The following is a 22,742-nucleotide window of genomic DNA, read 5'->3' on the forward strand; positions in this document are numbered from 1 at the left end:
GGTTCCTTCGGCGTGATTTGGCAGTGGCTCCAGACTAGGCAGAGCGCGCCCGCGCGGCAATGGCCCTCAGGGGGGCGGGCTTGCAACTGCTGCTGGCTTGGCTGTTTATACCCGACAAGAAATATTGCCATCAGGGAGGACGGGTAATGAAACTGTTGCGCTATGGAGAGATGGGGCAGGAACGGCCCGCGCTTCTTGATGCAAATGGGCAAATCCGCGACCTATCAGGCGCGGTGGACGATATTGCAGAAGAAACGCTGACGCCTGAGGGGTTGGCGCGCCTTGAAGAGATTGATCCCGCGACATTGCCATTGGTTGAGGGGGAGCCGCGCATCGGCGCTTGTGTGGGCCATGTGGGCAAGCTGATTTGTGTAGGGTTGAACTATGCCGATCACGCGGCTGAGGCAGGAATGGACCTGCCGCCCGAGCCGATCTTGTTCATGAAAGCGACCTCATCCATTTGCGGGCCCAATGATGATATCCGCATTCCTCGCGGCTCAGAGAAGACCGATTGGGAGGTTGAGCTGGGGATCGTGATTGGCAAGGAGGCCCGCTATCTCGAGCCTGAGGACGCGATGGACCACGTGGCGGGGTATTGCGTGGTCAATGACATCTCCGAGCGCGCTTTCCAGATCGAGCGGGCTGGCCAATGGGTGAAGGGGAAATCTGCGGATACCTTTGGCCCGATTGGCCCTTGGATGGTCACGCGCGATGAAGTGGCGGACCCGCAGGATCTTGGCCTGTGGCTATCGGTGGATGGTCAGAAATATCAAGATGGTACGACCCGCACGATGGTGTTTGGGGTTGCGCATCTGGTTCACTACATCAGCCAGTTCATGAGCCTTCAGCCCGGCGATATCATCGCCACGGGCACCCCGCCCGGTGTGGGGATGGGGCAAACGCCGCAGACCTTTTTGCGCGCAGGGCAAGTCATGGAATTGGGGATTGAGGGCCTTGGCCAGCAACGCCAACGCACAATCGCGTGGAACGGCTAAGCAGAGGCCACGCGGTCTTGCGTCACAGACATGGATTTGAGCAGGGCGTAAACTTCCATGCCCTTGCTCAGGCCCAATTCCCGAACCGAACGGCGGGTCAGCCTTGCGGTGAAGCGTTGGCCCTGATGCTCGAGCTGGACCAAAACGCCTGAGCTTGGGCCTTGGCGCAGATCAAGGATGGTTGCGGGTAGAATATTGAGGGCGCTGATCTTCTCGGGGCGATCCAGCATCAAAGTAACATCGCGCGCATCAATGCGCAGGCGCAGATGATCGCCAATCGCGCCAACCCGACCAGGAAGATACACAGGCTGGCTGCCGATATGGGCTTCGGTTAAGGCATCCGCTTCGTCATGGGCGATGATCGTGACCTTGAGCAACCCGCCCGCCACATCTCGGGTCACGGCGGCTTGCGTATCTCCATCCGACAAAACCTCGGCCACAGGGCCAATGGCGGCGGCACGGCCCTTTTCCATCAAGATCACTTGATCGGCCAGCCGTGTCACCTCGGCCAATGAATGGCTGACATAGAGAATCGGCAGATTGGTTTGGTCGCGTAGCCGTTCGAAATAGGGCAGGAGGTCTTCCTTGCGGTTTTGATCAAGTGCTGAAAGGGGCTCATCCATCAAGAGCAGGCCGGGCGCGGACAGCAGCGCCCGCCCAAGGGCTACGCGCTGACCCTCGCCACCAGACAGGGTTGCAGGGCGGCGGCTGAGCAGGGGCCTTAGCCCCAGCAGATCGACCAAAGCGTCAAAGCCAAGATGCGTTGAGGTGTCAGCCTGCATGCCATAGCGCAGGTTCTGCTCAACGCTGAGATGCGGGAAGAGGCGGGGTTCCTGAAAGACATAGCCAATGCGGCGCGCATGGGGGGGCAGGTTGATGCCTTGCGCGCTGTCGAGCATCACGCGCTCACCCATCGCAATACGCCCCGCATCAGGTGTCAGCAGCCCCGCAACACAGCGCAGCACCGAGGTCTTGCCCGCACCAGAGGCTCCGAAAATCGCGGTGACGCCCGCGTTCAACTCGGCATCAAGGTTCAGCTCGAAATCGTTGAAGTTGTGTTGGAGGGAGATCGAAAGGCTCATGATCCCCCCATCCGTTTGCGCATGGCGCGTGCAAGGACCTCGGAGGCGATTAGCGCGGCTGCGGCCAAGACAACCGAGATCAAGATCAGAGACAGGGCCGCGCCCTCCTGCCCGGGAACTTGCAGGGCGGCATAGATCGCGGTTGGCAGGGTTTGCGTCTGGCCGGGGATGTTTGAGACAAAGGTGATGGTTGCGCCGAATTCCCCGAGCGCTTTGGCAAAGGCAAGGATTATGCCTGCCAGAATGCCCGGTGCCATGAGCGGTAAGGTGATTGTCAGGAAAACGCGCAAACGCGAAGCCCCGAGCGTATTTGCCGCTTCCTCCAGATTGGGGTCCACGGCCTCAAGCGCTAGGCGTATCGCGCGGACCATGAGCGGGAAGGCCATGATCGCGGCTGCAAGCGCCGCGCCCGTCCAGCGGAAGGCAAAGCTGAGGCCCAAGCTGGCTTCAAAAAAGCGGCCCAATGGGCCTGTCGCGCCGAAAAGCACCAGTAGAAGATAGCCCGTTACAACGGGGGGTAGAACTAGTGGCAGATGCACCAAGAGGTTCAATGCCTCACGCCCCCAGAACCGCCCCCTTGCCAGCGCATAGGCTGCAAGAATGCCAAAGGGTAGGCTGCCGATTACGGCCACCAAAGCGACCTTTAGCGACAGGCCGATAATGGACCATTCTGTGGGTCCAAGGCTCATTCGGGGGCCTCGAAACCGAAGGTTGCAAAGCGCGTCATAGCCTCGGGTGCGGTGAGAAAGGCCAGCAATTCCTCAACCTCGGGATGGGTGCTGGTCGCAAGGATCGAGATGGGATAGCGGATTGGATCATGCAACGCGCTGGGCACGGTCGCCTCGGTTGATACGGCGGGTTCGGCCAAAGCGTCACTTTGATAAACGAAGGCGCGGGCGACTTCGCCGCGCGCGACAAGGGCAAGGGCCACGCGCACATTTTCCGTCTGGACGAGGCGGGGAAGGTAGCCCTCCAACAGGCCAAGATGATCAAGGGTTTGGCGCGCATAGATGCCAGCGGGAACCGATTGGATCAGCCCTGTCGCGATCCGCGTATCCTCAGGCAAAGCGGCAAGGCTTGCCATCAGATCGGCCCCCGATTGCGCAGTGCCGCTCGGGGCGGCCAGCACGAGACGGTTGCCAAGCAGGGTTTGAGTGCTGTCTGTGCGGGTCAGGCCACGCTCGGTCAGATAGGTCATCCAGTCTTCATTGGCCGAGATGAACAGATCGGCAGGTGCGCGCGCTTCGATCTGGCGGGCAAGAAGGGCGCTGCTGGCATAGGACACGACCACTGGTGCGCCATCCCAGCCCTCCAGCACGCTGTCCAAGGCCCCTCCAAGGCTGGCGGCGGCAAAGATCACAAGCGTTTCGGCCTGCGCGCGGCTGCCTTGCGTTGCAAGGCCCAATGCAAGCACGAAGATCGCAATCAGGCGGCGCATCTTGGAGAAGGGTCTGTTGTGTTTCACACCAGACATATCGCAATGCGCGGGCGACCATTGCAAGGGCAATGTCACGGCGTGCACCCCGTTCAAACCTATGGGCTGGACCTGATAATCGCGCCTCAAGGTCACAACGAACAGAGTTTCCCACCCATGGTCCTTGTTTGAGGGCAGCGCGAAGGCTACATCCACGGGATGAAGCGCTTTATCCCATTTATGAAATCTGAACCGCTTGTTGCCGTGATCCGCTTGTCTGGCGTGATCTCTTCGGGTGGGCGTGGGCCATCTTTGAATGATGCCGGTCTGGCGGGGATGATTGAAAAGGCTTTTCGCAAGGGCAAACCCAAAGCGGTCGCCTTGATTATCAACTCTCCCGGCGGCTCGCCTGCGCAATCATCGCTGATTGCAGCGCGGATCCGCAGATTGTCGGAAGAAAAAGAGGTGCCCGTCCACGCCTTTGTCGAGGATGTAGCGGCTTCGGGCGGATATTGGCTGGCCTGCGCTGCGGATCATATCTGGTTGGACCCGAATTCGATTGTCGGCTCGATCGGCGTGATCTCGGCCAGTTTCGGATTGGATGATTTCATCTCGCGCTATGGCATTGAGCGGCGCGTGCATACGGCCGGCAAGGATAAATCCATGCTCGACCCGTTCCGCCCCGAGCGGAAAGAAGATGTAGAGCGGCTCAAATCCATCCAATCGCAAATCCATGAAGGGTTCATTGATTGGGTAAAGACGCGGCGCGGCGATCGCTTGGCCGAGAATGATGACCTGTTCAGCGGTGAATTCTGGGTCGGTGCCAAAGGGGTCGAGCTTGGCTTGGCAGATGGCACAGCACATCTTCACGGTAAGATGAAAGAGATTTACGGCGATAAAACCCGTTTCGCGACCTATGGGCAGAAACGCGGGTTTTTGCAGCGCTTTGGCGCGCAGATGACAGGTGGCTTTATTGGCATGCTCGAGGATCGGGCCGTTTGGTCGCGATACGGGCTCTAGATTATGGTCAAAGTCATCACCTTCTTCCTGATCGGCATGCTGATCCTTGCGCTATTCGGGCGTTTGCGTTGGCCAGGTGGTGCGCGTTTGCCCCGCAGAACGAAGCGCGCTGATCTGCCCAAACCCACCCGCTGCAAGACCTGCGGAAAATACGACGTCACGGGCGGTTCTTGCCGCAACTGCTCAGGGGGGCAATCGTAGCATATGGGCTTTGAGTTCCTGATGGCGGGCCTCGGGCTCATCATTCTGCTGCTTGCAGGGGATGTATTGGTGCGGGGCGCCGTTAATCTCAGCTTGAGGCTTGGGATACCGGCATTGATTGTCAGCCTGACGGTGGTTGCCTTTGGCACCTCTGCGCCCGAGCTGCTGATCACCATTTCTGCCATTTATGAGGGCGTGCCTGGTCTGGCTTTGGGCAATGTTGTGGGCTCCAATACCGCCAATATCCTTTTGGTGCTGGGTATTCCCGCGATCATATCAGGGCTTCACACGTCAGGCTGTGATGTGAAGAAAAGCTATGTGCTGATGATCGGGGCATCGGCCCTGTTTATCGGCCTTGCGTTCCTTGGGTCATTTACGTGGTGGCAAGCGCTGATCCTGTTGACCGTTCTGATCGTCATCCTTGTTCAGCAGGGCATGGAAGCGCGCAGCCATATGGCCAATTCCGCAGATGCGGTTGATGATCTGGAAGAGGCCGATCTGGATATGCCTTGGTGGAAGATCATCCTCTTCCTTGTGCTGGGTCTTGTGGGCCTGCCCCTTGGTGCGGAATTTCTGGTGCAAAGCGCCACGGAGATTGCCGCAGATTTCGGCGTAAGCGACTCGATCATCGGGCTGACCTTGGTGGCTGTTGGTACTTCGCTGCCCGAATTGGCCACCACGGTTATGGCAGCCCTGCGCCGTCAGGCGGAGGTGGCGCTTGGCAATGTCATCGGCTCCAACATGTTCAACCTTCTGGGTATCATCGGTGTGGCAGGTCTTGTCGGGCCGATCCCTGTTGATCCCGAATTCCTGAAATTCGATCTTTGGGTCATGCTGGCGGCGTCGCTGGTGATTGCGCCCTTCGTGTTCTTGTCATGGAATATGGGCCGCCTTGTCGGCTTGGCCTTGTCGGCGCTTTATGTGAACTACATTGTCGCCCTATTGGTGTAACCCAAAAGGGGAGATTGCTATGCCCGCAGCGCTCGTAACGGGGGCCGGAGGCCGCCTTGGCCGTGCAATGGCTGTAGCCTTGAGTGAACAAGGTTTTGACGTCGCCGTGCATTTTGCGAGCTCGGAGGTCGGCGCGCAGGAAACGGTGCGTATGATCCATGAAGCGGGCCAAAAGGCTGTCAGCCTGCGTGCAGACCTCCTGATTGAGGATGAGATGGAAGCGCTTGTGGGGCGTGCCGCGGATGCGCTGGGGCAACCTTTGTCGGTGCTTGTGAACAGCGCCTCGATTTTTGAGCATGACGTGATGGGGGAACTGACCCGCGAGAGTTGGGACAGACATATGGACTCAAACCTGCGCGCCCCTGTCGTGCTGACCCAAGCCTTCGCCGCCCAAGCGCCCGCCCCTGTGAAGGATGCACAAGGCGAACCTGTGGCGCAGGCGCTTGTTGTTAACCTTATTGATCAACGTGTGCGCAAACTCACCCCTGAGTTTATGAGCTATACCTTGGCCAAAGCCGCCCTTTGGACCTTTACCCAGACAGCGGCACAGGCTTTGGGGGCAAACGTGCGGGTAAATGCCATCGGGCCTGGCCCCACTTTGCGGGGCGGACGGCAATCCGAGGCCGATTTTGCCAAGCAGCGCGCCGCCACCATTCTGGCGCGCGGTGCGGACCCAGATGATATCTGCGCGGCCTTGCTCTATTTGCTCAATGCAAAATCCGTAACAGGGCAGATGATTGCAGTCGATGGCGGGCAGCATCTGGCATGGGAAACACCAGACGTTTTAGATGTGGAATAGAGCGGTTTCAGACCCCAAAATCGCAATTGTCCACCGTGGATGCTATCGTAACGGTTTGGTAACAACTAAAAGACTCGGCGATGCATATCAAAAGAACATGAAGAAATTTCTTTTGAAAACAGTGGGTTAAAATGATGCCTAAAAATTAGGCGATTCACAGAAGTTAGCCAAAAACAAAGGAAAATTCTCGTTAGCCAAGAGTTATCCGGAAGGTTATCCACAGAAACCGTGGACTGTTTTTCTCTTGATAAAGCCGGTTCGACATTGCAGCCAGATAAGGAATCATCCGAGTACGGAAATCATGGTAGAAGAGGCCGCAAAAATAGCCCCAAAAGGGCATAAGGTGATCCAATCCTACCTCAAGGTTTTGGACAACTCACCAGGCGTGTACCGAATGCTCGATGAGCAGTCGCGCGTTCTATATGTGGGCAAGGCGCGCAATCTGAAAAAGCGCGTTTCCAATTATGCCAAACCAACGGGTCATTCACCGCGGATCGCGCGGATGATATCCGAGACCACCTCGATGATGTTTCTGACAACGCGGACCGAGACCGAGGCGCTGTTGTTGGAGCAAAACCTCATCAAGCAACTCAAGCCGCGCTATAACGTTTTGCTGCGCGATGACAAATCCTTCCCGAATATTCTTGTCTCGGATGAACATGCCTTTCCCCAGCTCAAGAAGCATCGCGGCGCAAAGAAGGAAAAAGGCAGTTATTTCGGCCCCTTCGCCAGTGCCGGCGCGGTCAACCGCACGCTGAACCAATTGCAAAAGGTGTTCTTGCTGCGCAACTGCTCGGACGCGATGTTTGAAAGCCGCACGCGGCCTTGCCTGCTCTATCAGATCAAGCGCTGCTCGGCCCCTTGCGTTGGCTATATCTCGCCGGAGGATTACCGCGAGACGGTCAAGGATGCGACGCGCTTCCTCAAAGGGGATACGACCGAAATTCAGGAAACGCTTGCGGCGGAAATGACAAAAGCCTCGGAGGCGATGGAGTTTGAGCGTGCGGCTGCCATGCGCGACCGCATTCGCGCGCTGACCAATGTGCAATCGGCCCAAGGCATCAACCCGCGCACTGTCCGCGAGGCGGATGTCATCGCCCTGCATATGGAAGGCGGGCAGGCCTGTGTGCAGGTCTTCTTCATTCGCGCCAACCAGAATTGGGGTAATCGTGATTATTACCCGCGTCTCGGTGGCTCGGAGAGTGCGGATGAGGTTTTGGAGGCTTTCATTGGGCAGTTCTACGACAATAAGGAACCGCCACGGCAATTGATCCTGTCCAACGGGATTGAGAACGAAGACCTGATGACCGTAGCTCTTGCCGAGAAGCGCGGCGGGAAGGTCGAGATTTTGGTGCCCCAACGCGGTGAGAAGGCCGAACTTGTCGAGGGGGCTTTGCGCAATGCACGTGAAAGCCTTGCCCGCAAAATGGCCGAGAGCGCCTCGCAAGCCCGTCTTTTGGGCGGTCTGGCCGAGGCCTTCGAGCTTGATGGCCCGCCCAAGCGGATCGAGGTTTATGACAACTCGCATATTCAGGGCACTAATGCTGTTGGCGGCATGATCGTTGCGGGGACCGAGGGCTTTTTGAAAAGCCAGTATCGCAAGTTCAATATCAAGGGCACCGATCTGACACCGGGCGATGATTTTGGCATGATGAAAGAAGTTCTGACGCGGCGCTTCCAACGCCTGTTGAAGGAAGACCCCGAGCGTCAATCCGAGGCTTGGCCTGATCTTCTTTTGATCGATGGTGGTGCAGGCCAGATCAGCGCGGTCTCCGAGATTATGGCCGAGCTTGGCGTTGATGACGTGCCGTTCATCGGTGTGGCCAAGGGCATTGACCGTGATGCGGGCAAGGAAGAATTCCACAGGCCGGGTGAGCGCCCCTTTGCCCTGCGCCATAATGATCCCGTGCTGTATTTCGTCCAACGGCTCCGCGATGAGGCGCATCGCTTTGCCATTGGGGCGCATCGGCAAAAACGCGCCAAGGCCGTTTCGGCCACGCCGCTTGATGATGTGCCAGGCGTGGGCGCATCCCGCAAACGTGCGCTTCTTTCGCATTTTGGCAGTGCCAAGGCGGTAGGGCGCGCGGGTCTTGCAGACCTCAAGGCTGTTGACGGAATTTCGGATGCGATGGCCGAAACCATCTATGCCTTCTTCCATGAGCGCGGCTAACGCGTTAAGCCTTTTTGCATGACATGGAACTTGCCAAATATCCTGACCGTCCTGCGCCTTCTTGCGGCCCCCGCATTGGGTGTGGTGTTTTTGATTTTGCCAAGGCCAATGGCGGATTGGGCAGCGCTGATCCTGTTTATCGCGGCCGCCCTGACGGATTACGTCGATGGCTATCTTGCGCGCAAATGGGGGCAGGTCACCAAATTCGGTGCGATGCTTGATCCGATCGCGGATAAGGCGATGGTCATTATCGCCTTTGCTGTTTTGTTGGGCCTGTTCGGGCTGTCTCTCTTGATCCTTCTGCCTGTGACGCTGATCCTGTTTCGTGAGGTTTTCGTCTCGGGCCTGCGGGAGTTTTTGGGGGCAGCGGCAGGCACGCTGAAGGTTACGAAACTGGCGAAATGGAAAACCACCGTCCAGATGATCGCCATCTCGCTCCTGTTTTGCTGGGGCATTGCCGAGCATTATTTGGACATGTGGACCTATGGAATGTCACCCGAGATCGTCGATGGTATTCTAAGCGGCGCTATCCCCGATGAGCTTGGCCTGATCTTGGTCGATAACGCGTCGTGGGCTTCTTATCATGTTGGGCTGATCTTCCTTTGGGTTGCGGGCCTTCTGACCTTCGTCACGGGCTGGGATTATTTTGTTAAGGCCCTGCCCTTCTTGCGAGAGGATGCCTGATGGTCGAGCTGCGCTATTTCGCATGGCTGCGCGAGCGTATCGGCACGGGCCATGAGCAGATCGAGAGCAAGGCCGCGACAGTGGCGGAATTGATCGAAGAGATCAAAACCCTCTCGGAAGCGCATGACTTTGCTTTTTCTGACCTCACCTCCATCCGCGCGGCGGTGGATCAGGAACTGGTCGAGTTTGATGCGCCTTTGAGCGATGCGCGTGAGGTCGCCTTTTTTCCCCCGATGACAGGCGGTTAAATGGAAATTCGCGTCCAGTCAGAGCTTTTTGATATGGGGGCGGAGCTGAACCGCTTTGCCGCGCGTTGTGACGGGGCAGGGGCCGTTGTCAGTTTTTCGGGGATTGTCCGTGATCTGGCCCAAGGTGATCTCGATGCAATGCTGATCGAGCATTATCCGGGAATGACGGAAAAAGCGCTTGTTAAGATCGCGCAGGAGGCAGCGGAACGTTGGTCCTTGGCCGATGTCTTTATCCTGCACCGCTTTGGCGAATTGCGCGCGGGCGATCCGATTATGATGGTGTGTACAGCCGCACGGCACCGCATGGATGCATTCGCCGCTGCCGAATTCCTGATGGATTTCCTGAAAAGCCGCGCACCCTTCTGGAAGAAGGAAATTACAGCTCAAAGCGCTGATTGGGTCGAAGCCAAAGCCGAGGATGAAACCGCCCTCAAGCGCTGGTAAGAGGCACAGCCTGCTCTCGGCTTTAGCCGTTCATCCGTTCGATATAGCCGCGCAATTCTTCCGCCTCATGGCGCGCTTCGCGCAGGCCTTCCATGGCCGCGCGCAACTCCGCCTCGGTCTGAGCGAGTTGATTTGTCAGCTCTGCTTCGCGTTGCTCGATATAGGTGATCGCCTGATCGCGCAGATCCTCGGATTCGTGCAGCGCCTTGGCCATCTGGTCCATCTCGCCAATATCCGCGCTGGAGACACGGCTCAGCCGATGCACGACCCAATTCGCAAACCATCCAAACACAAAGGCCACAAACAAGATGATGGCAATTGCGATGATAAACTCAGTTCTGTTCATTGTCGTCCTCTGCGGGAGTATCATCAGCCGTTGCGTCTTCGCTCGCGTCGGCCTCGGCTCCGCTATCTGCATCCGCTGTCGTGTTGTCTTCTTCGGTAGACGGCGCACCGCTCGCAAGCAACCTGAATTCGATGCGACGGTTTGTTTCGCGGCCTTCCTCGCTGTCGTTCTCGGCGATCGGCTGGGTCTCACCATAGCCTTGTGCTGACAGGTTCGAGATCAGAACTTGGCGCGCCAAAAGACCATTCAAGACCGCATCGGCCCGTGCTTGGCTGAGCGAGAGGTTCATTTCCTCGCGGCCCTGACTGTCGGTATGGCCCCCGATTTCCATGCGGACATGCCTGCATTCGGGCAGGACTTCCGCGATCCTGTCGAGCACGCGGCCCGCCGCGTCATTGATCTCAATCGAACCGGGGTCAAAGGTGATTTTCTGATCCTCCAGAATGCCCGAGATGCGCGCGACACATTCTTCGGGTTCGGGGATGTTTACTTCAGGGTCGAGCAATTCGTCATAGCGCACATCGATCTGGAAATCCTCGGCCTCGCCCAATTTGTCCGACAAAAGCCGCGTCAAATCCCGCACGGCGGTTTGCGACCCCGATGCGCCGCGCAAAACAACGGTGTTCGGCTCAACCGTCAAGCTGCCATTATTGAGGTGCGACAACCCTTCGAGCCCTGCCAGAACGCGCAGGGGCCATCCTTCGGGAAGGGCTTCATCCACACGGGTGGCAAGATAGGTATTGTCGCTGCCAAACAGCGCATTGGCAAAGGCGAGGACCGCCTCTTCAAAACGGTCATTGGGCAAGCGGCCCCGCAATTGCACAAGCCCCTCGGGGCTGCGCGTTGCGGTGAAATTCGGGGGGCCTTCCGGCTCGCCGCCTTCTGGGGTTTCAGGCAAGACGGAATGCAGCGAGAAGACATCGGGCAGGTCTGCATCCAGCTCGCCAACGACACGGTCATAGACCGATTGCGCAGTGCCTTCTGCCGCGATCAGGGTCACATCCGCATCCGAGAAAGTAATGCTGCCTTGGCCAAGTGCCGTCAGGGCGGCCAGCGCCGTTTCAACCGCATCGGCCCATTGCGGGGAGGGCGCGCCAATCCCGATCTCACAATCGCCACCCTCAGTCATTCCTGCCGCCTCGGCCGCTTGCAGAATGCGCAAACGGGCCATTCCTGTATCGGCGGAACAGGCTTCGAAATACCCGCTTTCGGCGTCGCGCACAAAGCGCAGCGTGAAGGGGGTGATGACGGGGCGCGGCGCCGAGATATCAAGGGTTACGTCTATCCCGTCAGGTTGGGCGGCCTCTAGGCGGCGCAAGAACAAGGCGCGTTGTTCAGGGCTGTCCGAGACGGCTTCAACCAGAACACTTCCCTGAAAAACCGAGATTTTGGCGCGCGGCAATTGCCGCAAAGCCGCCAGACCGAACCCCAAGGAGGCCGTCCATCCATCGGGCACGGGGTAGGCCACGGTTTCGACCATATTCACCACCTCTACGCCTTGGGTGATGTCAGAGATGCTATCTGCCACTGTATTGCCATCGAGATCAGCGGGGATCAGGCCGATCAGTGAGATACCATCGCCATTGCGCAGCATCTCGAGCACGAAATCAGGGGCTTCGATACCTGCGGGGTCAACGACTTCCAACAGGTCAATCAAACGGTCTGCATCCACGACAGCGCCTGCACGGCTAAGCGCACGGAAGCGCGCGGCCTCATCGGGGGCAGTGCCGGTCAAGGTCAGCTCCAACCCGTTGGCTGTGACCTCGACCCAATCAAGCCCCGCCTCGCGCATGGAAAACTCGACCGCTTCAGTGGACCTATCCTCGATCGTCAAAGCGCCTGCCACGGCCACGGCCACGCTGAGAGCTGCGGCCAAGATAAAGGCGAGTAAAGAGGCGAGGGTCGAGGCTTTGCTCATGGTCGGTCCGGTCTTGTGCTAGGTCGCGTGGCGATTGGCTTAACCCTTTGATGTGCTGCGTTCAATCAAAGCCATGCGCAGACGGCGAAAAACAGCGCAAGGATCAGGCCTGCATCGCGGTTTGAGCGGAAAAGCTTCAGGCAGGTATCGGGGTCATCAATATCCAGCTGGCTCATCTGCCATGCCATATGCCCGCCAAACCCCATGCACCCCGCCAATGCGATCAGTAGGATAAGGGGGTTTTCCTGCGTTCCCAAACTGGAAATGCATGCCATCGCCGCAAGCATAACCGCGCCCACCATAAAGCCTTGCAGCCATGGTTTCGAGTTCTCACCAAAGAGCCGCGCGGTTGATTTCACGCCGATCAGGGCATCATCTTCCTTGTCCTGATGGGCATAGATCGTGTCATAGAACAGGGTCCATGAAATGCCACTGAGATAGAGCAAAACGGCGGGCCATTGCAGGCTGCCGCTATGGGTGGTCCATGCCAAAAGCGCACCCCAGTTAAAGGCCAGCCCGAGAAACACCTGCGGCCACCATGTGAAGCGTTTGGCAAAAGGGTAAATGGCCACGGGCACAAGCGCCAGAATGCCAAGCAGGATCGCGTTCAGATTGAAGCTGAGCAAGATCGCAAAGGCGATCAGGCATTGCACAACCAGCCAGCCAAGCGATTGCTTTACCGTGACCTGCCCTGAAGGGATCGGGCGCGAACGGGTACGGGCCACCGCGCCGTCGAAATCACGGTCGGTGATATCATTCCACGTGCAGCCCGCCCCCCGCATCAAAAAGGCACCAAAGGCGCATCCGATCACGATCCACAGATCGAACAGGTCCAGCCCCATAGGGTCTGCGGCTGCAGCCAGCATCACGCCCCACCAGCAGGGCAAAAGCAAAAGCCATGTGCCAATCGGGCGATCGGCGCGCGACAGGCGCAGATAGGGCCGCGTCCATGCGGGGGCGCGGGTATCGACCCAATTGCCCTGATAGGCATCCGCCACTTGCCCCTCTGGCGTTCCGTGCCGCTCGCTCATATGGTCCGCCTCATGTCGATGAATGCTAAGATCAGGCTCTATGTAGACCAGCCTCTTGGGCAGGCGCAAACCGTTGCTCTGTCGCGGGAGCAGGCGCATTACCTGTTCGGGGTCATGCGGCAGGGTGTGGGCGCGCATATTGCCTTGTTTAACGGGGTGGATGGTGAATGGTTGTCAGAGGTGGTTGAGGCTGGAAAGCGGGGCGGAGTTTTGCGCTGCCTTGAGCAAAGCAAGCCCTTGCAGCTTCCGCCCGATCTGTGGCTGCTCTTTGCGCCGATCAAAAAGGCCCGCACCGATTTTATCGTGGAAAAAGCAGCCGAGATGGGCGCGGCCAAGATCATGCCTGTCCAGACCGAATTCACCAATTCCGAGCGTATCCGCCAAGACCGTTTGCAAGCCCATGCTATTGAGGCCGCCGAGCAATGTGGCGGCACTTTTGTGCCCGAGGTCTCGGAGTTGCAAAAGCTTGATCGGATGCTCGGGGATTGGCCGTCTGACAGGCATTTGGTCTTTGCCGACGAATCCCTTGTGGGCGCGCGCGCCGCGATTGAGGCGGCACCACCCTCTGAGAAATGGGCGATCCTGATTGGCCCCGAAGGTGGCTTCTCTGAGGCCGAGCGCATCCGATTGCGCGATTTGCCCTTTGTGACGCCTGTAAGCCTCGGGCCTCGTATCTTGCGCGCTGATACGGCGGCTGTTGCCGCGATGACCCTGTTCCAATCAATACGAGGTGACTGGTGAGCGGATTTTTGCGCCCAGAAGTGGCAGCGACCTTGTCGCGCTGGCGGGAGCCATTGATCTCGGCGGGAGTGATCTTGCTTGGGGTGTGGTTGATCCTGCGCCCCGGACCTGTTGTTGCGGGCTTTGGCTGGATCGTGGCGGCTTTGGGCGCGGTGAGCCTGTTCACCTCGATCCGCCGCGCGCGGTTCAAGGGGGAGGGCGACGGGCCTGGAATTGTCGGGCTGGTGGAAGGGCGTTTGACCTATATGGGCCCTTTCTACGGGGGGGCTGTGTCAGCCGATGATATCTCGGAAGTCAGCTTCAAACGCGCGCGGGATGGAAAGGGGTATTGGATGCTCAACCATTCCGAGGGCGTTCTGGTTATTCCCGCCTCGGCCAAAGGGGCCGAGCGTCTCTTTGATCTGTTCACTGCCATGCCCGAGGTATCTGCTGCGCAAGCGCTTGCGGCGGCGGAAAATCAAAAGCCGGGCACAACAACGGTTTGGACCCGAGAGGCGCGCGTGGCCTTGACACGCTAGAGCGCTCGGGTCAGTCGTTGCCTTGCATGATTTCTTCAGGAGCCGTCGTATATGTCTATTCCTCAATCTGGTGGCGGCCCCATTGAGCGGCATGAGCAACTTGCCGAATACCTCTCCTCGGGCTGCAAGCCGCGCGAAGATTGGCGCATCGGAACAGAGCATGAGAAATTTGGCTATGCCCGCGATACACTGACGCCGCTGCCCTATGACGGACCTCGTTCGATCAAGGCCGTACTGGAGGGTTTGCGCGAAAAATTCGGCTGGCAGCCTGTCGAGGAGGCAGGAAAAATCATCGGGCTGGTCAAGGATGGTGCCAATGTCAGCCTTGAGCCTGGTGGGCAGTTGGAACTGTCGGGCGCACCGCTAGAGACGATCCACCAGACCTGCGACGAGGTGAACGAGCATCTGCGCGAAGTACGCGAAGTCGCAGATCAAATCGGGGTGGAGTTTATCGGCCTTGGGGCCGCGCCGATCTGGACGCATGAGCAAATGCCGATGATGCCCAAAGGGCGCTATCGCCTGATGACCGGCTACATGGATAAGGTCGGGACAATGGGTAAAACCATGATGTACCGGACCTGCACCGTGCAGGTGAACCTCGATTTCTCCTCCGAGGCGGACATGGTTCAGAAAATGCGTGTGGCCTTGGCGCTTCAGCCTGTGGCAACCGCGCTTTTCGCGAACTCGCCGTTCATTGATGGAAAGCCTAATGGCCATAAAAGCTGGCGCAGCCGCGTCTGGCGCGATCTGGATGCATCGCGCACAGGCATGCTGCCCTTCGTGTTCGAGGACGGTTTCGGCTTTGAGGCTTGGGTGCAATATGCGCTCGATGTGCCGATGTATTTTGTCTATCGCAATGGCGAATATATCGACGCGCTCGGCCAGTCTTTCCGTGATTTCCTGAAAGGTGAGCTGCCCGCTTTGCCGGGTGAAAAGCCGACCTTGTCTGACTGGGCCGATCATCTGACCACGGCCTTCCCCGAAGCACGGGTGAAGAAATATATCGAGATGCGCGGCGCGGATGGTGGGCCTTGGCGCAGGCTTTGTGCCTTGCCTGCTTTCTGGGTCGGTTTGACCTATGATCAGACGGCCTTGGATGCCGCTTGGGACATCGCCAAGGGTTGGGATGCCGAGACGCGCGAGGCACTCCGCGTGGCCGCATCAGTCGATGGTCTTCAGGCCGAGGTTGGTGGCATCAAGATGCATGATCTGGCGCGCGAACTGGTTGCGATCTCCGAGGCTGGCCTCAAGGCGCGCGCCAAGCTGGGTGCGGGTGGTCTTATTCCAGACGAGACGCATTTCCTCAATGCGCTCAAGGAAAGCATCGAGTCAGGCCAAACCCCAGCCGATGAGCTTCTTGCGAAATATCACGGCGAATGGGGCGGTGACCTGACCCGAGTTTATGAAGGCTACAAATACTAGCCGCCAATCGGCGCAAGCGGGTCGGGCCCATGTTCATTTGGCCCGTCAGTGCCTTTTTGGACGAAGAAATACAGCAAGACCAAAACCCCGATCAACGGGATCAGAATGATCAAAAGCCACCAGCCCGAGCGGCCCAAATCATGCAAACGGCGCACGCCGACAGCGATGGATGGAACGAGAACAGCAAGTGAGAAAATCAAATCAATAGACATCAAGCTGTCATTCCCGAAGAGCATTATATCAAGCACGTTCAGGATGAGGCTGACGATAAAGCAGAATAACGCGAACCACCAATATTCGGACCGCGCGGCGCGTCCTGAGAAAGTGGCATATTTGTCTTTAAGTACTGTTCGTATGGCCGTTTGAAAATCCATTTTGCCCCCCTAAGGCATTACAGGTTTATGCCTGCTATGCGGGTCAGGATCTTTTGCCGATCCTTGGTTCTTGCCCCGCCAGCAGCCTTGTGATGTTCGCGCGGTGGCGAATGAAAATCAACACTGCTAACAAAACAGATACGAGGCTGGCCTGAGGCATGCCCAAAACGCTGATCCAGATCGGCGCGCTGATCGCGGCGACCAAAGCGGCAAGGGATGAGATACGGAAAGCCCCTGCCATGGCCGCCCATGTCAGGCAGGCCGCGACGCCCGCGGGCCAGAACAGCGCCAGCAATGTGCCAAGGAAGGTGGCCACGCCTTTGCCGCCTTTGAAGCCCAAAAATACGGGGAAGCAATGGCCCAAGAAAGCTGCAAACCCCGCCAATTGGGCCGCGTCCTCGCCCACCAGCGCGCGGGCCGCCAGCACGGCGATCCCGCCTTTACCTGCATCAAGGATAAGCGTCAGAAAGGCGGCCAGCTTATTGCCTGTGCGCAAAACATTGGTCGCCCCGATATTGCCCGACCCGATCTGACGGATATCACCAAGCCCGAAGAGACGCGCCATCACCAGCCCGAAGGGCACTGACCCCAAAAGGTAGCCGCCAAGTGCGACCAAGGCCAAAATGGCAGGGGCGGCTTCAATGATTGGCATTAGGACGAGCTCCGCTGGTAAACGGGCTGCCCGCCGACGACTGTCATTTCCACGCGGCCTTGCATCCTTGCGCCATCAAAAGGCGTGTTCTTGGATTTCGAGCGCAGCTTGAAGCGGTCGAGCACAAAGGGCGTGTCGGGGTTGAACATGACCAGATCGGCAGGCGCACCCTCCGCCAAGCGCCCGCCCGCAAGGCCAAAGCGTTTTGCAGGGTTGAGCGCCATGGCGCGGAACAACTCGGGCAGGCTCAATTGCCCCGAATGGAACAGGCGCAAAGCGGCAGGCAGCAAAGTCTCCAGACCCACCGCACCGCTCGCAGCGGCTTCATAGGGCAGGCGTTTGCTTTCTTCATCCTGTGGGGTGTGCATGGAGCAGATCACATCGATCACACCCTCGCGAACAGCCTCGATCATGGCCAGCCGATCCTCTTCCGAGCGCAGTGGCGGCTTGATCTTGAAGAAGGTACGGTAATCCCCAACATCCAGCTCGTTTAGCGTCAAATGATGGATCGACACGCCTGCGGTCACATCCAAGCCCGCCTGTTTTGCGCGCGTCAAAGCGGGCAGGGAGGCGGCGGTGGAAATCTGATCGGCATGATAGGCCACGCCTGTCATCTCGACCAAGGCAAGATCACGCTCTAGCCCCATCCGCTCGGCCATGGGCGAGACCGAGGGCAAACCCCTGAGCGAGGCAAATTTGCCGCCGGTGACAGCCGCACCATCAGAGAGCAGCGGCTCCTGCGGGTGGCCCACGATCAAGGCACCGAGCGAGCGCGCATAGGTCATGCAGCGGCTCAGCACTTTGGTATTCATCGTGACATGATCGCCATCGGTAAAGGCCACGGCCCCTGCATCAAGCATAAAGCCGATCTCGGTCATCTCATGCCCGTCGCGGGCTTTGGTCAGGGCAGCCATCGGGCGGAAATGAACGGGTGCGGTTTCTTGTGCACGGCGGCGGACAAATTCCAACACCTCAGGCGTGTCGATCGGGGTGGTGGTATCAGGACGGGTGACAATTGTGGTCACCCCGCCTGCCGCCGCGGCGGCCCCTGCTGTGCGAAAGCTTTCCTTGTGCCGCTCGCCCGGTTCGCCGACCTTCACGCCGATATCGACCAAGCCTGGCGCAAGGCACAGCCCGCCGCAATCCACACCACCTGCACGATCGCCTTCGCCGATTTCGGCGATCTGCCCGTCTTCAATGCGCACCCATCCGAGGGTTTCGGTGCCCGCTTCGGGGTCAATCAGGCGGGCATTGCGATACAGGGCGTTTGTCATGTCAGATACCAGACTAGAACAAGAAGAAGCGAAAGCAGGGCGGCCAGCACCACCATGAAGATGCGCCGCAATGTGGGCGCGGGCTGGTCGGGCAGCGCCTCTGGTGTCGCGGCGGGTGTGGAGAGGTCTGCCTTGGGCAGATCGGCGGAGTGATCCGCGCGCAGCAAGGGCAGGCCCGCGATCCGTTCGATGGAATTATTCGGGGCCAGCGTGCCAGTCATGGCCGCTTCGGGAATAATGAGAACCGAGCCTTGGGCCGCGTCTATATAGGGGGCGGAGGCCTCAAGGGCGGCAGGCTCGGGGTCAAAGGCAGATTGCAGATAGACCGAAAGGGACATCGCGCCCAAATCCGATATGGGGAAAAGCTCGATCTGGTCGGTATCAAGCGCCCCAAGCCCAAGCCATTGCGCCAAGGGCGGTAGATCGGGAGCTTCGCCTTCAAGCCGTGTCAAATGGGTATGGCGTAGATCAGGGGGGCCTTGCAGGCTGAAAATGAGGAGTGAGCCGTTCACACCATCACCCCTGCTGGCTTGCGGGAGGCGCGCAGGTTTCGGGCTAGAAGGTCCATCGCGGCCATGCGCACGGCAACACCCATTTCGACCTGTTCTTGGATCACGCTGCGGTTGATATCATCTGCGATGGTGCCATCAATCTCGACACCGCGATTCATCGGGCCGGGATGCATCACAATGGCATCCTCTTTGGCGTTACTAAGTTTCTCGGCATCCAGACCGAAGCGGTGGAAATATTCACGCTCGGACGGGATGAAGCCGCCATCCATCCGCTCTTTTTGAAGGCGCAGCATCATCACCACGTCACAATCCTTGAGCCCCTCGGTCATATCTCCATAGACCTCGACACCCCAATCCTGAACGCCTGCGGGAATAAGTGTGGGCGGGCCAATCAGTTTGACGCGGTTTTCCATCTTGCCCAGAAGCATGATGTTGGAGCGCGCCACGCGGGAATGGGCAATATCCCCGCAGATCGCGATATTGAGGCGATGCAAGCGGCCCTTGGCGCGCCGGATGGTCAGCGCATCCAGCAAGGCTTGGGTCGGGTGTTCATGCCGCCCGTCGCCCGCGTTCAGAACCGCGCAATTCACTTTCTCGGCCAGCAGGTTCACCGCGCCCGAATGGGGGTGACGCACCACCAGAAGGTCAGGATGCATCGCATTCAGCGTCAGGGCGGTATCAATCAGCGTTTCGCCCTTTTTGACCGAGCTGGTCTGCATCGCCATATTCATGACATCCGCACCAAGGCGTTTGCCCGCAATCTCAAAGCTTGCTTGGGTGCGGGTGGAATTCTCGAAGAACATATTGATCTGGGTCAGCCCACGCAGCGCATCTGCATGTTTTTCCTCACCCCGTTCCAGCTCGACATATTGGTCGGCCAGATCAAGAATCGCAGTGATTTCATCGGGGGCGAGATGCTCGATGCCCAGAAGGTGTTTTTGACGAAACGACATGGGCCCCCTCGCGGCTGATCGGCCTGCTTATAGGACGGGTCGGGCCAATGGGGCAAGCGGAAGGATTGGCATTTACCTTATCAGTGTGCGGCACTAGCTTCGGTGCATGGGAGTCGCCCTCGAATATCATGATGCCTTAGCGCAATTGGCGTGGCAGATCGAACTTGGCGCTGATGAAGCGTTGGGGGATGATCCGCTCGACCGATATGACTTGCCTGTTGCGGCCCCAAAGCCTGTGGCGGTTGCAGGGCAGACACAAACGCCAGTCGCAGCACCCGCTGTCGCGGATGAGGTTGATCCCGTGGCTGTCGCCCGTGACATGGCGCAAGGCGCGCAGGATATCGCGGGCTTGCAGGCCGCCATGGCTGCCTTTGAGTATTGTGATCTGAAAAAGGGCGCGCGCAGCCTTGTTTTTGCCGATGGCAAGCCAGAGGCCCGCGTGATGATCATTGGCGAGGCTTCGACCCGTGAGGAAGACACCATTGGCACGCCTTTTGTGGGGCCAGCGGGGGCTCTGCTGGATCGGATGTTTGCAGCCATTGGTCTGGACCGCGCCAGCCCTGATGCGGAACACGCGATTTATCTTACCAATTTTTTGCCATGGCGTTTGCCGCAAAACCGCGAACCTGCGCCGCAGGAACTTGCGATGCTTTTGCCCTTCGTGAAGCGCCATGTTGAATTGGCCGATCCAAAGCTTGTGGTGCTGATGGGCAATATTGCCTGCCAAGGCGTTCTGGGGCGGCGTGGAATTGCGCGTATGCGCGGCCAGTGGCAAGAGGCATGGGGGCGCCCCGCTATGCCCATGCTGCACCCCTTGGCCCTGATGAAAGACCCTCTCACCAAACGTGAGGCTTGGGCAGATTTGCTTTCGGTCAAAGCGGAGCTTGCGAAATCATGAGCCGCATTGACGACACGCGCGATTTCATTCCTGTGCGCATCGCGGTGCTGGCCGTGTCTGACACCCGAACTCTGGCCGAGGATAAATCGGGCGATGTGCTTGAAGCCCGCCTGACCGAGGCAGGCCATATTCTGGCCGAACGCGATATTTTGCCAGATGAGCGCGCCCAGATCGCCGAGCGTTTGCGGCACTGGTGCGCCAACCCCGAGATTGACGTGATCCTGACCACGGGTGGCACAGGGCTGACGGGCCGCGATGTCACCGTTGAGGCGCATCGCGACGTCTATGAAAAAGAGATCGAGGCCTTCGGCACAGTCTTCACTATGGTGTCGATGCAAAAGATCGGCACCAGCGCCGTGCAATCGCGCGCAACGGGGGGTGTTGCCAGTGGAACCTATCTTTTTGCGCTGCCCGGATCATCGGGGGCGTGCAAGGATGCGTGGGATGAGATTTTGAAATGGCAGCTCGACTATCGGCACAGGCCCTGCAATTTCGTCGAGATTTTACCACGTCTCGACGAACATCACCGACGGAAATAACGCACGGCTGCGTGTAAGCAGTGGACGTGGACCTTTTTTGATCCAACACTACCTTCAATTGAATATCCTATCGCGCAAGGCAGACAGATATGCGTTTTTTGAACCGTGCCCTTTTGGGAATGTTTCTTTTATCGATCACCATCGGCCTTTTAGGTTTGGCGGGCGGATCGGTCTGGACAGCCTTGCAGGCAAGCTGGTCCGAGGAGGGCGGCTCACGCCCCGCGCGTGAGCGTGTCTTCAGCGCGGAAGTGCTGCCTGTGGCCCCCACAGAAGCTACTCCCGTTCTGACAGCTTTTGGCGAAATCCGCAGCAGGCGGACATTGGAATTGCGCGCCCCTGCGGGCGGAACGGTGATCGAATTGGCGGAGGGGTTCGAAGATGGCGGCGCGGTTGAGGCAGGCCAGCTTTTGCTGCGCATTGATCCTGCCGAGGCGCAATCGCTTCGTGATACCGCCGCCGCCGATCTGCGGGAGGCCGAGGCCAATTTCGCCGATGCCGAGCGCGCCTTGATCCTTGCGCGTGAAGATGTGGCTGCCGCCGCAACGCAGGCTGATTTGCGCCGCCGCGCTTTTGAACGGCAGCAAGATCTGGTTGCGCGTGGCGTGGGCAGCGCCGCCGCCGCTGAGACCGCTGAATTGGCAGCAGCCTCAGCCGATCAGGCCGTTCTATCGCGCAGGCAGGCTTTGGCGCAGGCCGAAACAAGCGTTGATCAAACCCGCCTCTCGATCGAGCGGCGGATGATCTCACTGGCTGATGCCGAGCGGCGCTTGGCCGATACCGAGCTGCGCGCCGAGTTCGCGGGTGTGTTGACGGATGTGAATGTGGTGCAGGGCCGTTTGGTTAATGCCAATGAACAGATCGCGCAATTGCTGGACCCGCAGGCGCTGGAAGTAGCCTTCCGTGTCTCGACCGCGCAATATGCGCGGCTTTTGTCCGACGAAGGCCGCCTGCCCGATGTGCCTGTCTCCGTGCAGCTTGATGTTTTCGGTCTCGACCTTTCGGTGCCTGCGCGTCTTGTGCGCGAAAGCGGTGCGGTGGCCGAGGGGCAATCAGGGCGCCTTCTTTTCGCGCAATTGCTAGAAACCCGTGGGTTCCGTGTGGGGGATTTCGTGACCGTTGCGGTGGAAGAAACCCCGTTGCGCGGCGTGGCCGTTTTGCCAGCAACCGCCTTGAGCAGTAATAATCAGGTTCTGGTGCTTGGTGAGGAAGATCGCCTTGAAGAGGTCGCGGTGAGCCTTTTGCGCCGTCAGGGGGATGAGGTCATCATTCGCGCGCCCGAGATTTACGGGCGCGAAATTGTGGCAGGCCGCACCCCCGTTCTGGGTGCAGGCATCCGTATTGAGCCGCTCCGCCCCTCGGGCGAGGATGAAGATGCTCAACCGCAGGAGCCCGAGCGTATCGCACTCGATCCCGAACGCCGCGCGCGGCTGATCGCCTTTGTTGAGGGCAACGGTTTCATTCCCGACGATGTGAAGGCGCGCATGCTGGATCAGTTGAACCAAGATGAGGTGCCAGCACGAATGGTGAACCGCATCGAAGAGCGGATGGGAAGCTGA

General features: G+C 58.8%; 26 protein-coding genes. 15 read left to right on the forward strand and 11 right to left on the reverse strand.

All coding sequences use genetic code 11. The features are described 5' to 3' along the window. Positions 1 to 146 precede the first annotated feature (146 nt). Complete coding sequence (locus ACTYEO_RS00065; protein ID WP_449321669.1) at positions 147 to 995, forward strand: fumarylacetoacetate hydrolase family protein; 849 nt, start codon at positions 147 to 149, stop codon at positions 993 to 995. Here ACTYEO_RS00065 and modC read toward each other — a convergent pair. Genes modC through modA form a run of 3 tightly spaced genes read right to left on the reverse strand, consistent with a single transcriptional unit; the run spans position 992 to position 3,707 of the window. Next, positions 992 to 2,077, reverse strand: a complete 1,086-nt coding sequence (modC, locus tag ACTYEO_RS00070; protein ID WP_449321670.1) for a molybdenum ABC transporter ATP-binding protein — start codon at positions 2,075 to 2,077, stop codon at positions 992 to 994. The genes ACTYEO_RS00065 and modC overlap by 4 nt on opposite strands. Next, positions 2,074 to 2,766, reverse strand: a complete 693-nt coding sequence (gene modB, locus ACTYEO_RS00075) for a molybdate ABC transporter permease subunit (RefSeq protein WP_449321671.1) — start codon at positions 2,764 to 2,766, stop codon at positions 2,074 to 2,076. The genes modC and modB overlap by 4 nt, the downstream gene beginning before the upstream one ends. Further along, positions 2,763 to 3,707 (reverse strand): molybdate ABC transporter substrate-binding protein, encoded by a 945-nt coding sequence (gene modA, locus ACTYEO_RS00080; RefSeq protein WP_449321672.1) that lies wholly within the window; start codon positions 3,705 to 3,707, stop codon positions 2,763 to 2,765. Before modA ends, modB begins: the two co-directional genes overlap by 4 nt. A 3-nt stretch (positions 3,708 to 3,710) precedes the next feature. Between modA and ACTYEO_RS00085 the strand changes: the two genes are divergently transcribed. The 8 genes from ACTYEO_RS00085 to ACTYEO_RS00120 all read left to right on the forward strand — a co-directional run bounded on the left by ACTYEO_RS00085 (position 3,711) and on the right by ACTYEO_RS00120 (position 10,008). Continuing rightward, on the forward strand, positions 3,711 to 4,511 hold the full coding sequence (locus tag ACTYEO_RS00085; RefSeq protein ID WP_449321673.1) for a S49 family peptidase: 801 nt from the start codon (positions 3,711 to 3,713) through the stop codon (positions 4,509 to 4,511). Positions 4,512 to 4,514: 3 nt separating this feature from the next. After that, positions 4,515 to 4,712, forward strand: coding sequence for a hypothetical protein (locus ACTYEO_RS00090; protein ID WP_449321674.1), 198 nt, complete (start codon positions 4,515 to 4,517; stop codon positions 4,710 to 4,712). 3 nt (positions 4,713 to 4,715) lie between these two features. Further along, positions 4,716 to 5,663 (forward strand): calcium/sodium antiporter, encoded by a 948-nt coding sequence (locus ACTYEO_RS00095; RefSeq protein ID WP_449321675.1) that lies wholly within the window; start codon positions 4,716 to 4,718, stop codon positions 5,661 to 5,663. A 19-nt stretch (positions 5,664 to 5,682) separates the two neighbouring features. Continuing rightward, entirely contained in the window at positions 5,683 to 6,462 is a 780-nt protein-coding gene (locus ACTYEO_RS00100) for an SDR family oxidoreductase (protein ID WP_449321676.1), read from the forward strand. Between the two features lie 301 nt (positions 6,463 to 6,763). Then, positions 6,764 to 8,632 (forward strand): excinuclease ABC subunit UvrC, encoded by a 1,869-nt coding sequence (uvrC, locus tag ACTYEO_RS00105; RefSeq protein WP_449321677.1) that lies wholly within the window; start codon positions 6,764 to 6,766, stop codon positions 8,630 to 8,632. Between the two features lie 18 nt (positions 8,633 to 8,650). After that, the gene (gene pgsA / locus ACTYEO_RS00110) at positions 8,651 to 9,316 is read left to right on the forward strand and encodes a CDP-diacylglycerol--glycerol-3-phosphate 3-phosphatidyltransferase (protein WP_449321678.1); all 666 of its coding nucleotides are present in this window, start codon (positions 8,651 to 8,653) and stop codon (positions 9,314 to 9,316) included. Continuing rightward, on the forward strand, positions 9,316 to 9,564 hold the full coding sequence (moaD, locus tag ACTYEO_RS00115; protein ID WP_449321679.1) for a molybdopterin converting factor subunit 1: 249 nt from the start codon (positions 9,316 to 9,318) through the stop codon (positions 9,562 to 9,564). The genes pgsA and moaD overlap by 1 nt, the downstream gene beginning before the upstream one ends. Beyond that, on the forward strand, positions 9,565 to 10,008 hold the full coding sequence (locus ACTYEO_RS00120; protein WP_449321680.1) for a molybdenum cofactor biosynthesis protein MoaE: 444 nt from the start codon (positions 9,565 to 9,567) through the stop codon (positions 10,006 to 10,008). It abuts the gene before it with no gap. Positions 10,009 to 10,030: 22 nt separating this feature from the next. Here the strand turns inward: ACTYEO_RS00120 and ACTYEO_RS00125 are convergent, their stop codons facing one another. The 3 genes from ACTYEO_RS00125 to ubiA all read right to left on the reverse strand — a co-directional run bounded on the left by ACTYEO_RS00125 (position 10,031) and on the right by ubiA (position 13,303). Further along, positions 10,031 to 10,354, reverse strand: a complete 324-nt coding sequence (locus ACTYEO_RS00125) for a hypothetical protein (RefSeq protein WP_449321681.1) — start codon at positions 10,352 to 10,354, stop codon at positions 10,031 to 10,033. Then, positions 10,341 to 12,272, reverse strand: a complete 1,932-nt coding sequence (locus ACTYEO_RS00130; RefSeq protein ID WP_449321682.1) for an OmpA family protein — start codon at positions 12,270 to 12,272, stop codon at positions 10,341 to 10,343. Before ACTYEO_RS00130 ends, ACTYEO_RS00125 begins: the two co-directional genes overlap by 14 nt. A gap of 65 nt (positions 12,273 to 12,337) precedes the next feature. Next, a complete protein-coding gene (ubiA, locus tag ACTYEO_RS00135; RefSeq protein ID WP_449321683.1) occupies positions 12,338 to 13,303 on the reverse strand; it encodes a 4-hydroxybenzoate octaprenyltransferase in 966 nt (321 codons plus the stop codon). A gap of 18 nt (positions 13,304 to 13,321) precedes the next feature. On the opposite strand from ubiA, the gene ACTYEO_RS00140 reads away from it, so the two are divergent. The 3 genes from ACTYEO_RS00140 to ACTYEO_RS00150 are packed head-to-tail and all read left to right on the forward strand — an operon-like array spanning position 13,322 to position 15,984. Then, complete coding sequence (locus ACTYEO_RS00140) at positions 13,322 to 14,044, forward strand: 16S rRNA (uracil(1498)-N(3))-methyltransferase (RefSeq protein WP_449322203.1); 723 nt, start codon at positions 13,322 to 13,324, stop codon at positions 14,042 to 14,044. Then, positions 14,041 to 14,562 carry a hypothetical protein gene (locus ACTYEO_RS00145; RefSeq protein WP_449321684.1) on the forward strand — a complete coding sequence of 174 codons (522 nt, stop codon included), beginning with the start codon at positions 14,041 to 14,043 and terminating at the stop codon, positions 14,560 to 14,562. The genes ACTYEO_RS00140 and ACTYEO_RS00145 overlap by 4 nt, the downstream gene beginning before the upstream one ends. Before the next feature lie 51 nt (positions 14,563 to 14,613). Continuing rightward, entirely contained in the window at positions 14,614 to 15,984 is a 1,371-nt protein-coding gene (locus tag ACTYEO_RS00150) for a glutamate--cysteine ligase (RefSeq protein ID WP_449321685.1), read from the forward strand. On the opposite strand, the gene ACTYEO_RS00155 is transcribed toward ACTYEO_RS00150, so the two are convergent. From ACTYEO_RS00155 to ACTYEO_RS00175, 5 genes are read right to left on the reverse strand one after another with little or no spacing between them, the layout of a single operon-like run. Beyond that, positions 15,981 to 16,358 carry a DUF805 domain-containing protein gene (locus tag ACTYEO_RS00155; RefSeq protein WP_449321686.1) on the reverse strand — a complete coding sequence of 126 codons (378 nt, stop codon included), beginning with the start codon at positions 16,356 to 16,358 and terminating at the stop codon, positions 15,981 to 15,983. The two genes, ACTYEO_RS00150 and ACTYEO_RS00155, sit on opposite strands and share 4 nt — an antisense overlap. Positions 16,359 to 16,401: 43 nt before the next feature. Then, positions 16,402 to 17,010, reverse strand: a complete 609-nt coding sequence (gene plsY, locus ACTYEO_RS00160; protein ID WP_449321687.1) for a glycerol-3-phosphate 1-O-acyltransferase PlsY — start codon at positions 17,008 to 17,010, stop codon at positions 16,402 to 16,404. After that, the gene (gene pyrC / locus ACTYEO_RS00165) at positions 17,010 to 18,284 is read right to left on the reverse strand and encodes a dihydroorotase (protein WP_449321688.1); all 1,275 of its coding nucleotides are present in this window, start codon (positions 18,282 to 18,284) and stop codon (positions 17,010 to 17,012) included. Before pyrC ends, plsY begins: the two co-directional genes overlap by 1 nt. Beyond that, complete coding sequence (locus ACTYEO_RS00170; protein WP_449321689.1) at positions 18,281 to 18,796, reverse strand: hypothetical protein; 516 nt, start codon at positions 18,794 to 18,796, stop codon at positions 18,281 to 18,283. Before ACTYEO_RS00170 ends, pyrC begins: the two co-directional genes overlap by 4 nt. Then, positions 18,793 to 19,749, reverse strand: a complete 957-nt coding sequence (locus ACTYEO_RS00175) for an aspartate carbamoyltransferase catalytic subunit (protein ID WP_449321690.1) — start codon at positions 19,747 to 19,749, stop codon at positions 18,793 to 18,795. The genes ACTYEO_RS00170 and ACTYEO_RS00175 overlap by 4 nt, the downstream gene beginning before the upstream one ends. A gap of 106 nt (positions 19,750 to 19,855) precedes the next feature. On the opposite strand from ACTYEO_RS00175, the gene ACTYEO_RS00180 reads away from it, so the two are divergent. From ACTYEO_RS00180 to ACTYEO_RS00190, 3 genes are all read left to right on the forward strand, one after another. Then, positions 19,856 to 20,647: a uracil-DNA glycosylase gene (locus ACTYEO_RS00180; RefSeq protein ID WP_449321691.1), complete on the forward strand. Its 792-nt coding sequence runs from the start codon at positions 19,856 to 19,858 to the stop codon at positions 20,645 to 20,647. Then, complete coding sequence (moaB, locus tag ACTYEO_RS00185; protein ID WP_449321692.1) at positions 20,644 to 21,186, forward strand: molybdenum cofactor biosynthesis protein B; 543 nt, start codon at positions 20,644 to 20,646, stop codon at positions 21,184 to 21,186. Before ACTYEO_RS00180 ends, moaB begins: the two co-directional genes overlap by 4 nt. 89 nt (positions 21,187 to 21,275) lie before the next feature. Continuing rightward, positions 21,276 to 22,742 carry an efflux RND transporter periplasmic adaptor subunit gene (locus ACTYEO_RS00190; RefSeq protein ID WP_449321693.1) on the forward strand — a complete coding sequence of 489 codons (1,467 nt, stop codon included), beginning with the start codon at positions 21,276 to 21,278 and terminating at the stop codon, positions 22,740 to 22,742.

It is taken from the genome of Rhodophyticola sp. SM2404, assembly GCF_053570515.1.

What these genes read in the sequence shown, in the direction of transcription:
- modB (WP_449321671.1), bottom strand. Translation starts at nt 2,766, where the DNA reads ATGAGCCTTGGACCCACAGAATGGTCCATTATCGGCCTGTCGCTAAAG.
- ACTYEO_RS00100 (WP_449321676.1), top strand. Translation starts at nt 5,683, where the DNA reads ATGCCCGCAGCGCTCGTAACGGGGGCCGGAGGCCGCCTTGGCCGTGCA.
- ACTYEO_RS00065 (WP_449321669.1), top strand. Translation starts at nt 147, where the DNA reads ATGAAACTGTTGCGCTATGGAGAGATGGGGCAGGAACGGCCCGCGCTT.
- ubiA (WP_449321683.1), bottom strand. Translation starts at nt 13,303, where the DNA reads ATGAGCGAGCGGCACGGAACGCCAGAGGGGCAAGTGGCGGATGCCTAT.
- ACTYEO_RS00125 (WP_449321681.1), bottom strand. Translation starts at nt 10,354, where the DNA reads ATGAACAGAACTGAGTTTATCATCGCAATTGCCATCATCTTGTTTGTG.
- ACTYEO_RS00085 (WP_449321673.1), top strand. Translation starts at nt 3,711, where the DNA reads ATGAAGCGCTTTATCCCATTTATGAAATCTGAACCGCTTGTTGCCGTG.
- ACTYEO_RS00190 (WP_449321693.1), top strand. Translation starts at nt 21,276, where the DNA reads ATGCGTTTTTTGAACCGTGCCCTTTTGGGAATGTTTCTTTTATCGATC.
- ACTYEO_RS00150 (WP_449321685.1), top strand. Translation starts at nt 14,614, where the DNA reads ATGTCTATTCCTCAATCTGGTGGCGGCCCCATTGAGCGGCATGAGCAA.
- ACTYEO_RS00180 (WP_449321691.1), top strand. Translation starts at nt 19,856, where the DNA reads ATGGGAGTCGCCCTCGAATATCATGATGCCTTAGCGCAATTGGCGTGG.
- ACTYEO_RS00120 (WP_449321680.1), top strand. Translation starts at nt 9,565, where the DNA reads ATGGAAATTCGCGTCCAGTCAGAGCTTTTTGATATGGGGGCGGAGCTG.
- ACTYEO_RS00140 (WP_449322203.1), top strand. Translation starts at nt 13,322, where the DNA reads ATGAATGCTAAGATCAGGCTCTATGTAGACCAGCCTCTTGGGCAGGCG.
- modC (WP_449321670.1), bottom strand. Translation starts at nt 2,077, where the DNA reads ATGAGCCTTTCGATCTCCCTCCAACACAACTTCAACGATTTCGAGCTG.
- moaB (WP_449321692.1), top strand. Translation starts at nt 20,644, where the DNA reads ATGAGCCGCATTGACGACACGCGCGATTTCATTCCTGTGCGCATCGCG.
- pgsA (WP_449321678.1), top strand. Translation starts at nt 8,651, where the DNA reads ATGACATGGAACTTGCCAAATATCCTGACCGTCCTGCGCCTTCTTGCG.
- uvrC (WP_449321677.1), top strand. Translation starts at nt 6,764, where the DNA reads ATGGTAGAAGAGGCCGCAAAAATAGCCCCAAAAGGGCATAAGGTGATC.
- ACTYEO_RS00095 (WP_449321675.1), top strand. Translation starts at nt 4,716, where the DNA reads ATGGGCTTTGAGTTCCTGATGGCGGGCCTCGGGCTCATCATTCTGCTG.
- pyrC (WP_449321688.1), bottom strand. Translation starts at nt 18,284, where the DNA reads ATGACAAACGCCCTGTATCGCAATGCCCGCCTGATTGACCCCGAAGCG.
- moaD (WP_449321679.1), top strand. Translation starts at nt 9,316, where the DNA reads ATGGTCGAGCTGCGCTATTTCGCATGGCTGCGCGAGCGTATCGGCACG.
- ACTYEO_RS00155 (WP_449321686.1), bottom strand. Translation starts at nt 16,358, where the DNA reads ATGGATTTTCAAACGGCCATACGAACAGTACTTAAAGACAAATATGCC.
- ACTYEO_RS00090 (WP_449321674.1), top strand. Translation starts at nt 4,515, where the DNA reads ATGGTCAAAGTCATCACCTTCTTCCTGATCGGCATGCTGATCCTTGCG.
- plsY (WP_449321687.1), bottom strand. Translation starts at nt 17,010, where the DNA reads ATGCCAATCATTGAAGCCGCCCCTGCCATTTTGGCCTTGGTCGCACTT.
- ACTYEO_RS00175 (WP_449321690.1), bottom strand. Translation starts at nt 19,749, where the DNA reads ATGTCGTTTCGTCAAAAACACCTTCTGGGCATCGAGCATCTCGCCCCC.
- ACTYEO_RS00130 (WP_449321682.1), bottom strand. Translation starts at nt 12,272, where the DNA reads ATGAGCAAAGCCTCGACCCTCGCCTCTTTACTCGCCTTTATCTTGGCC.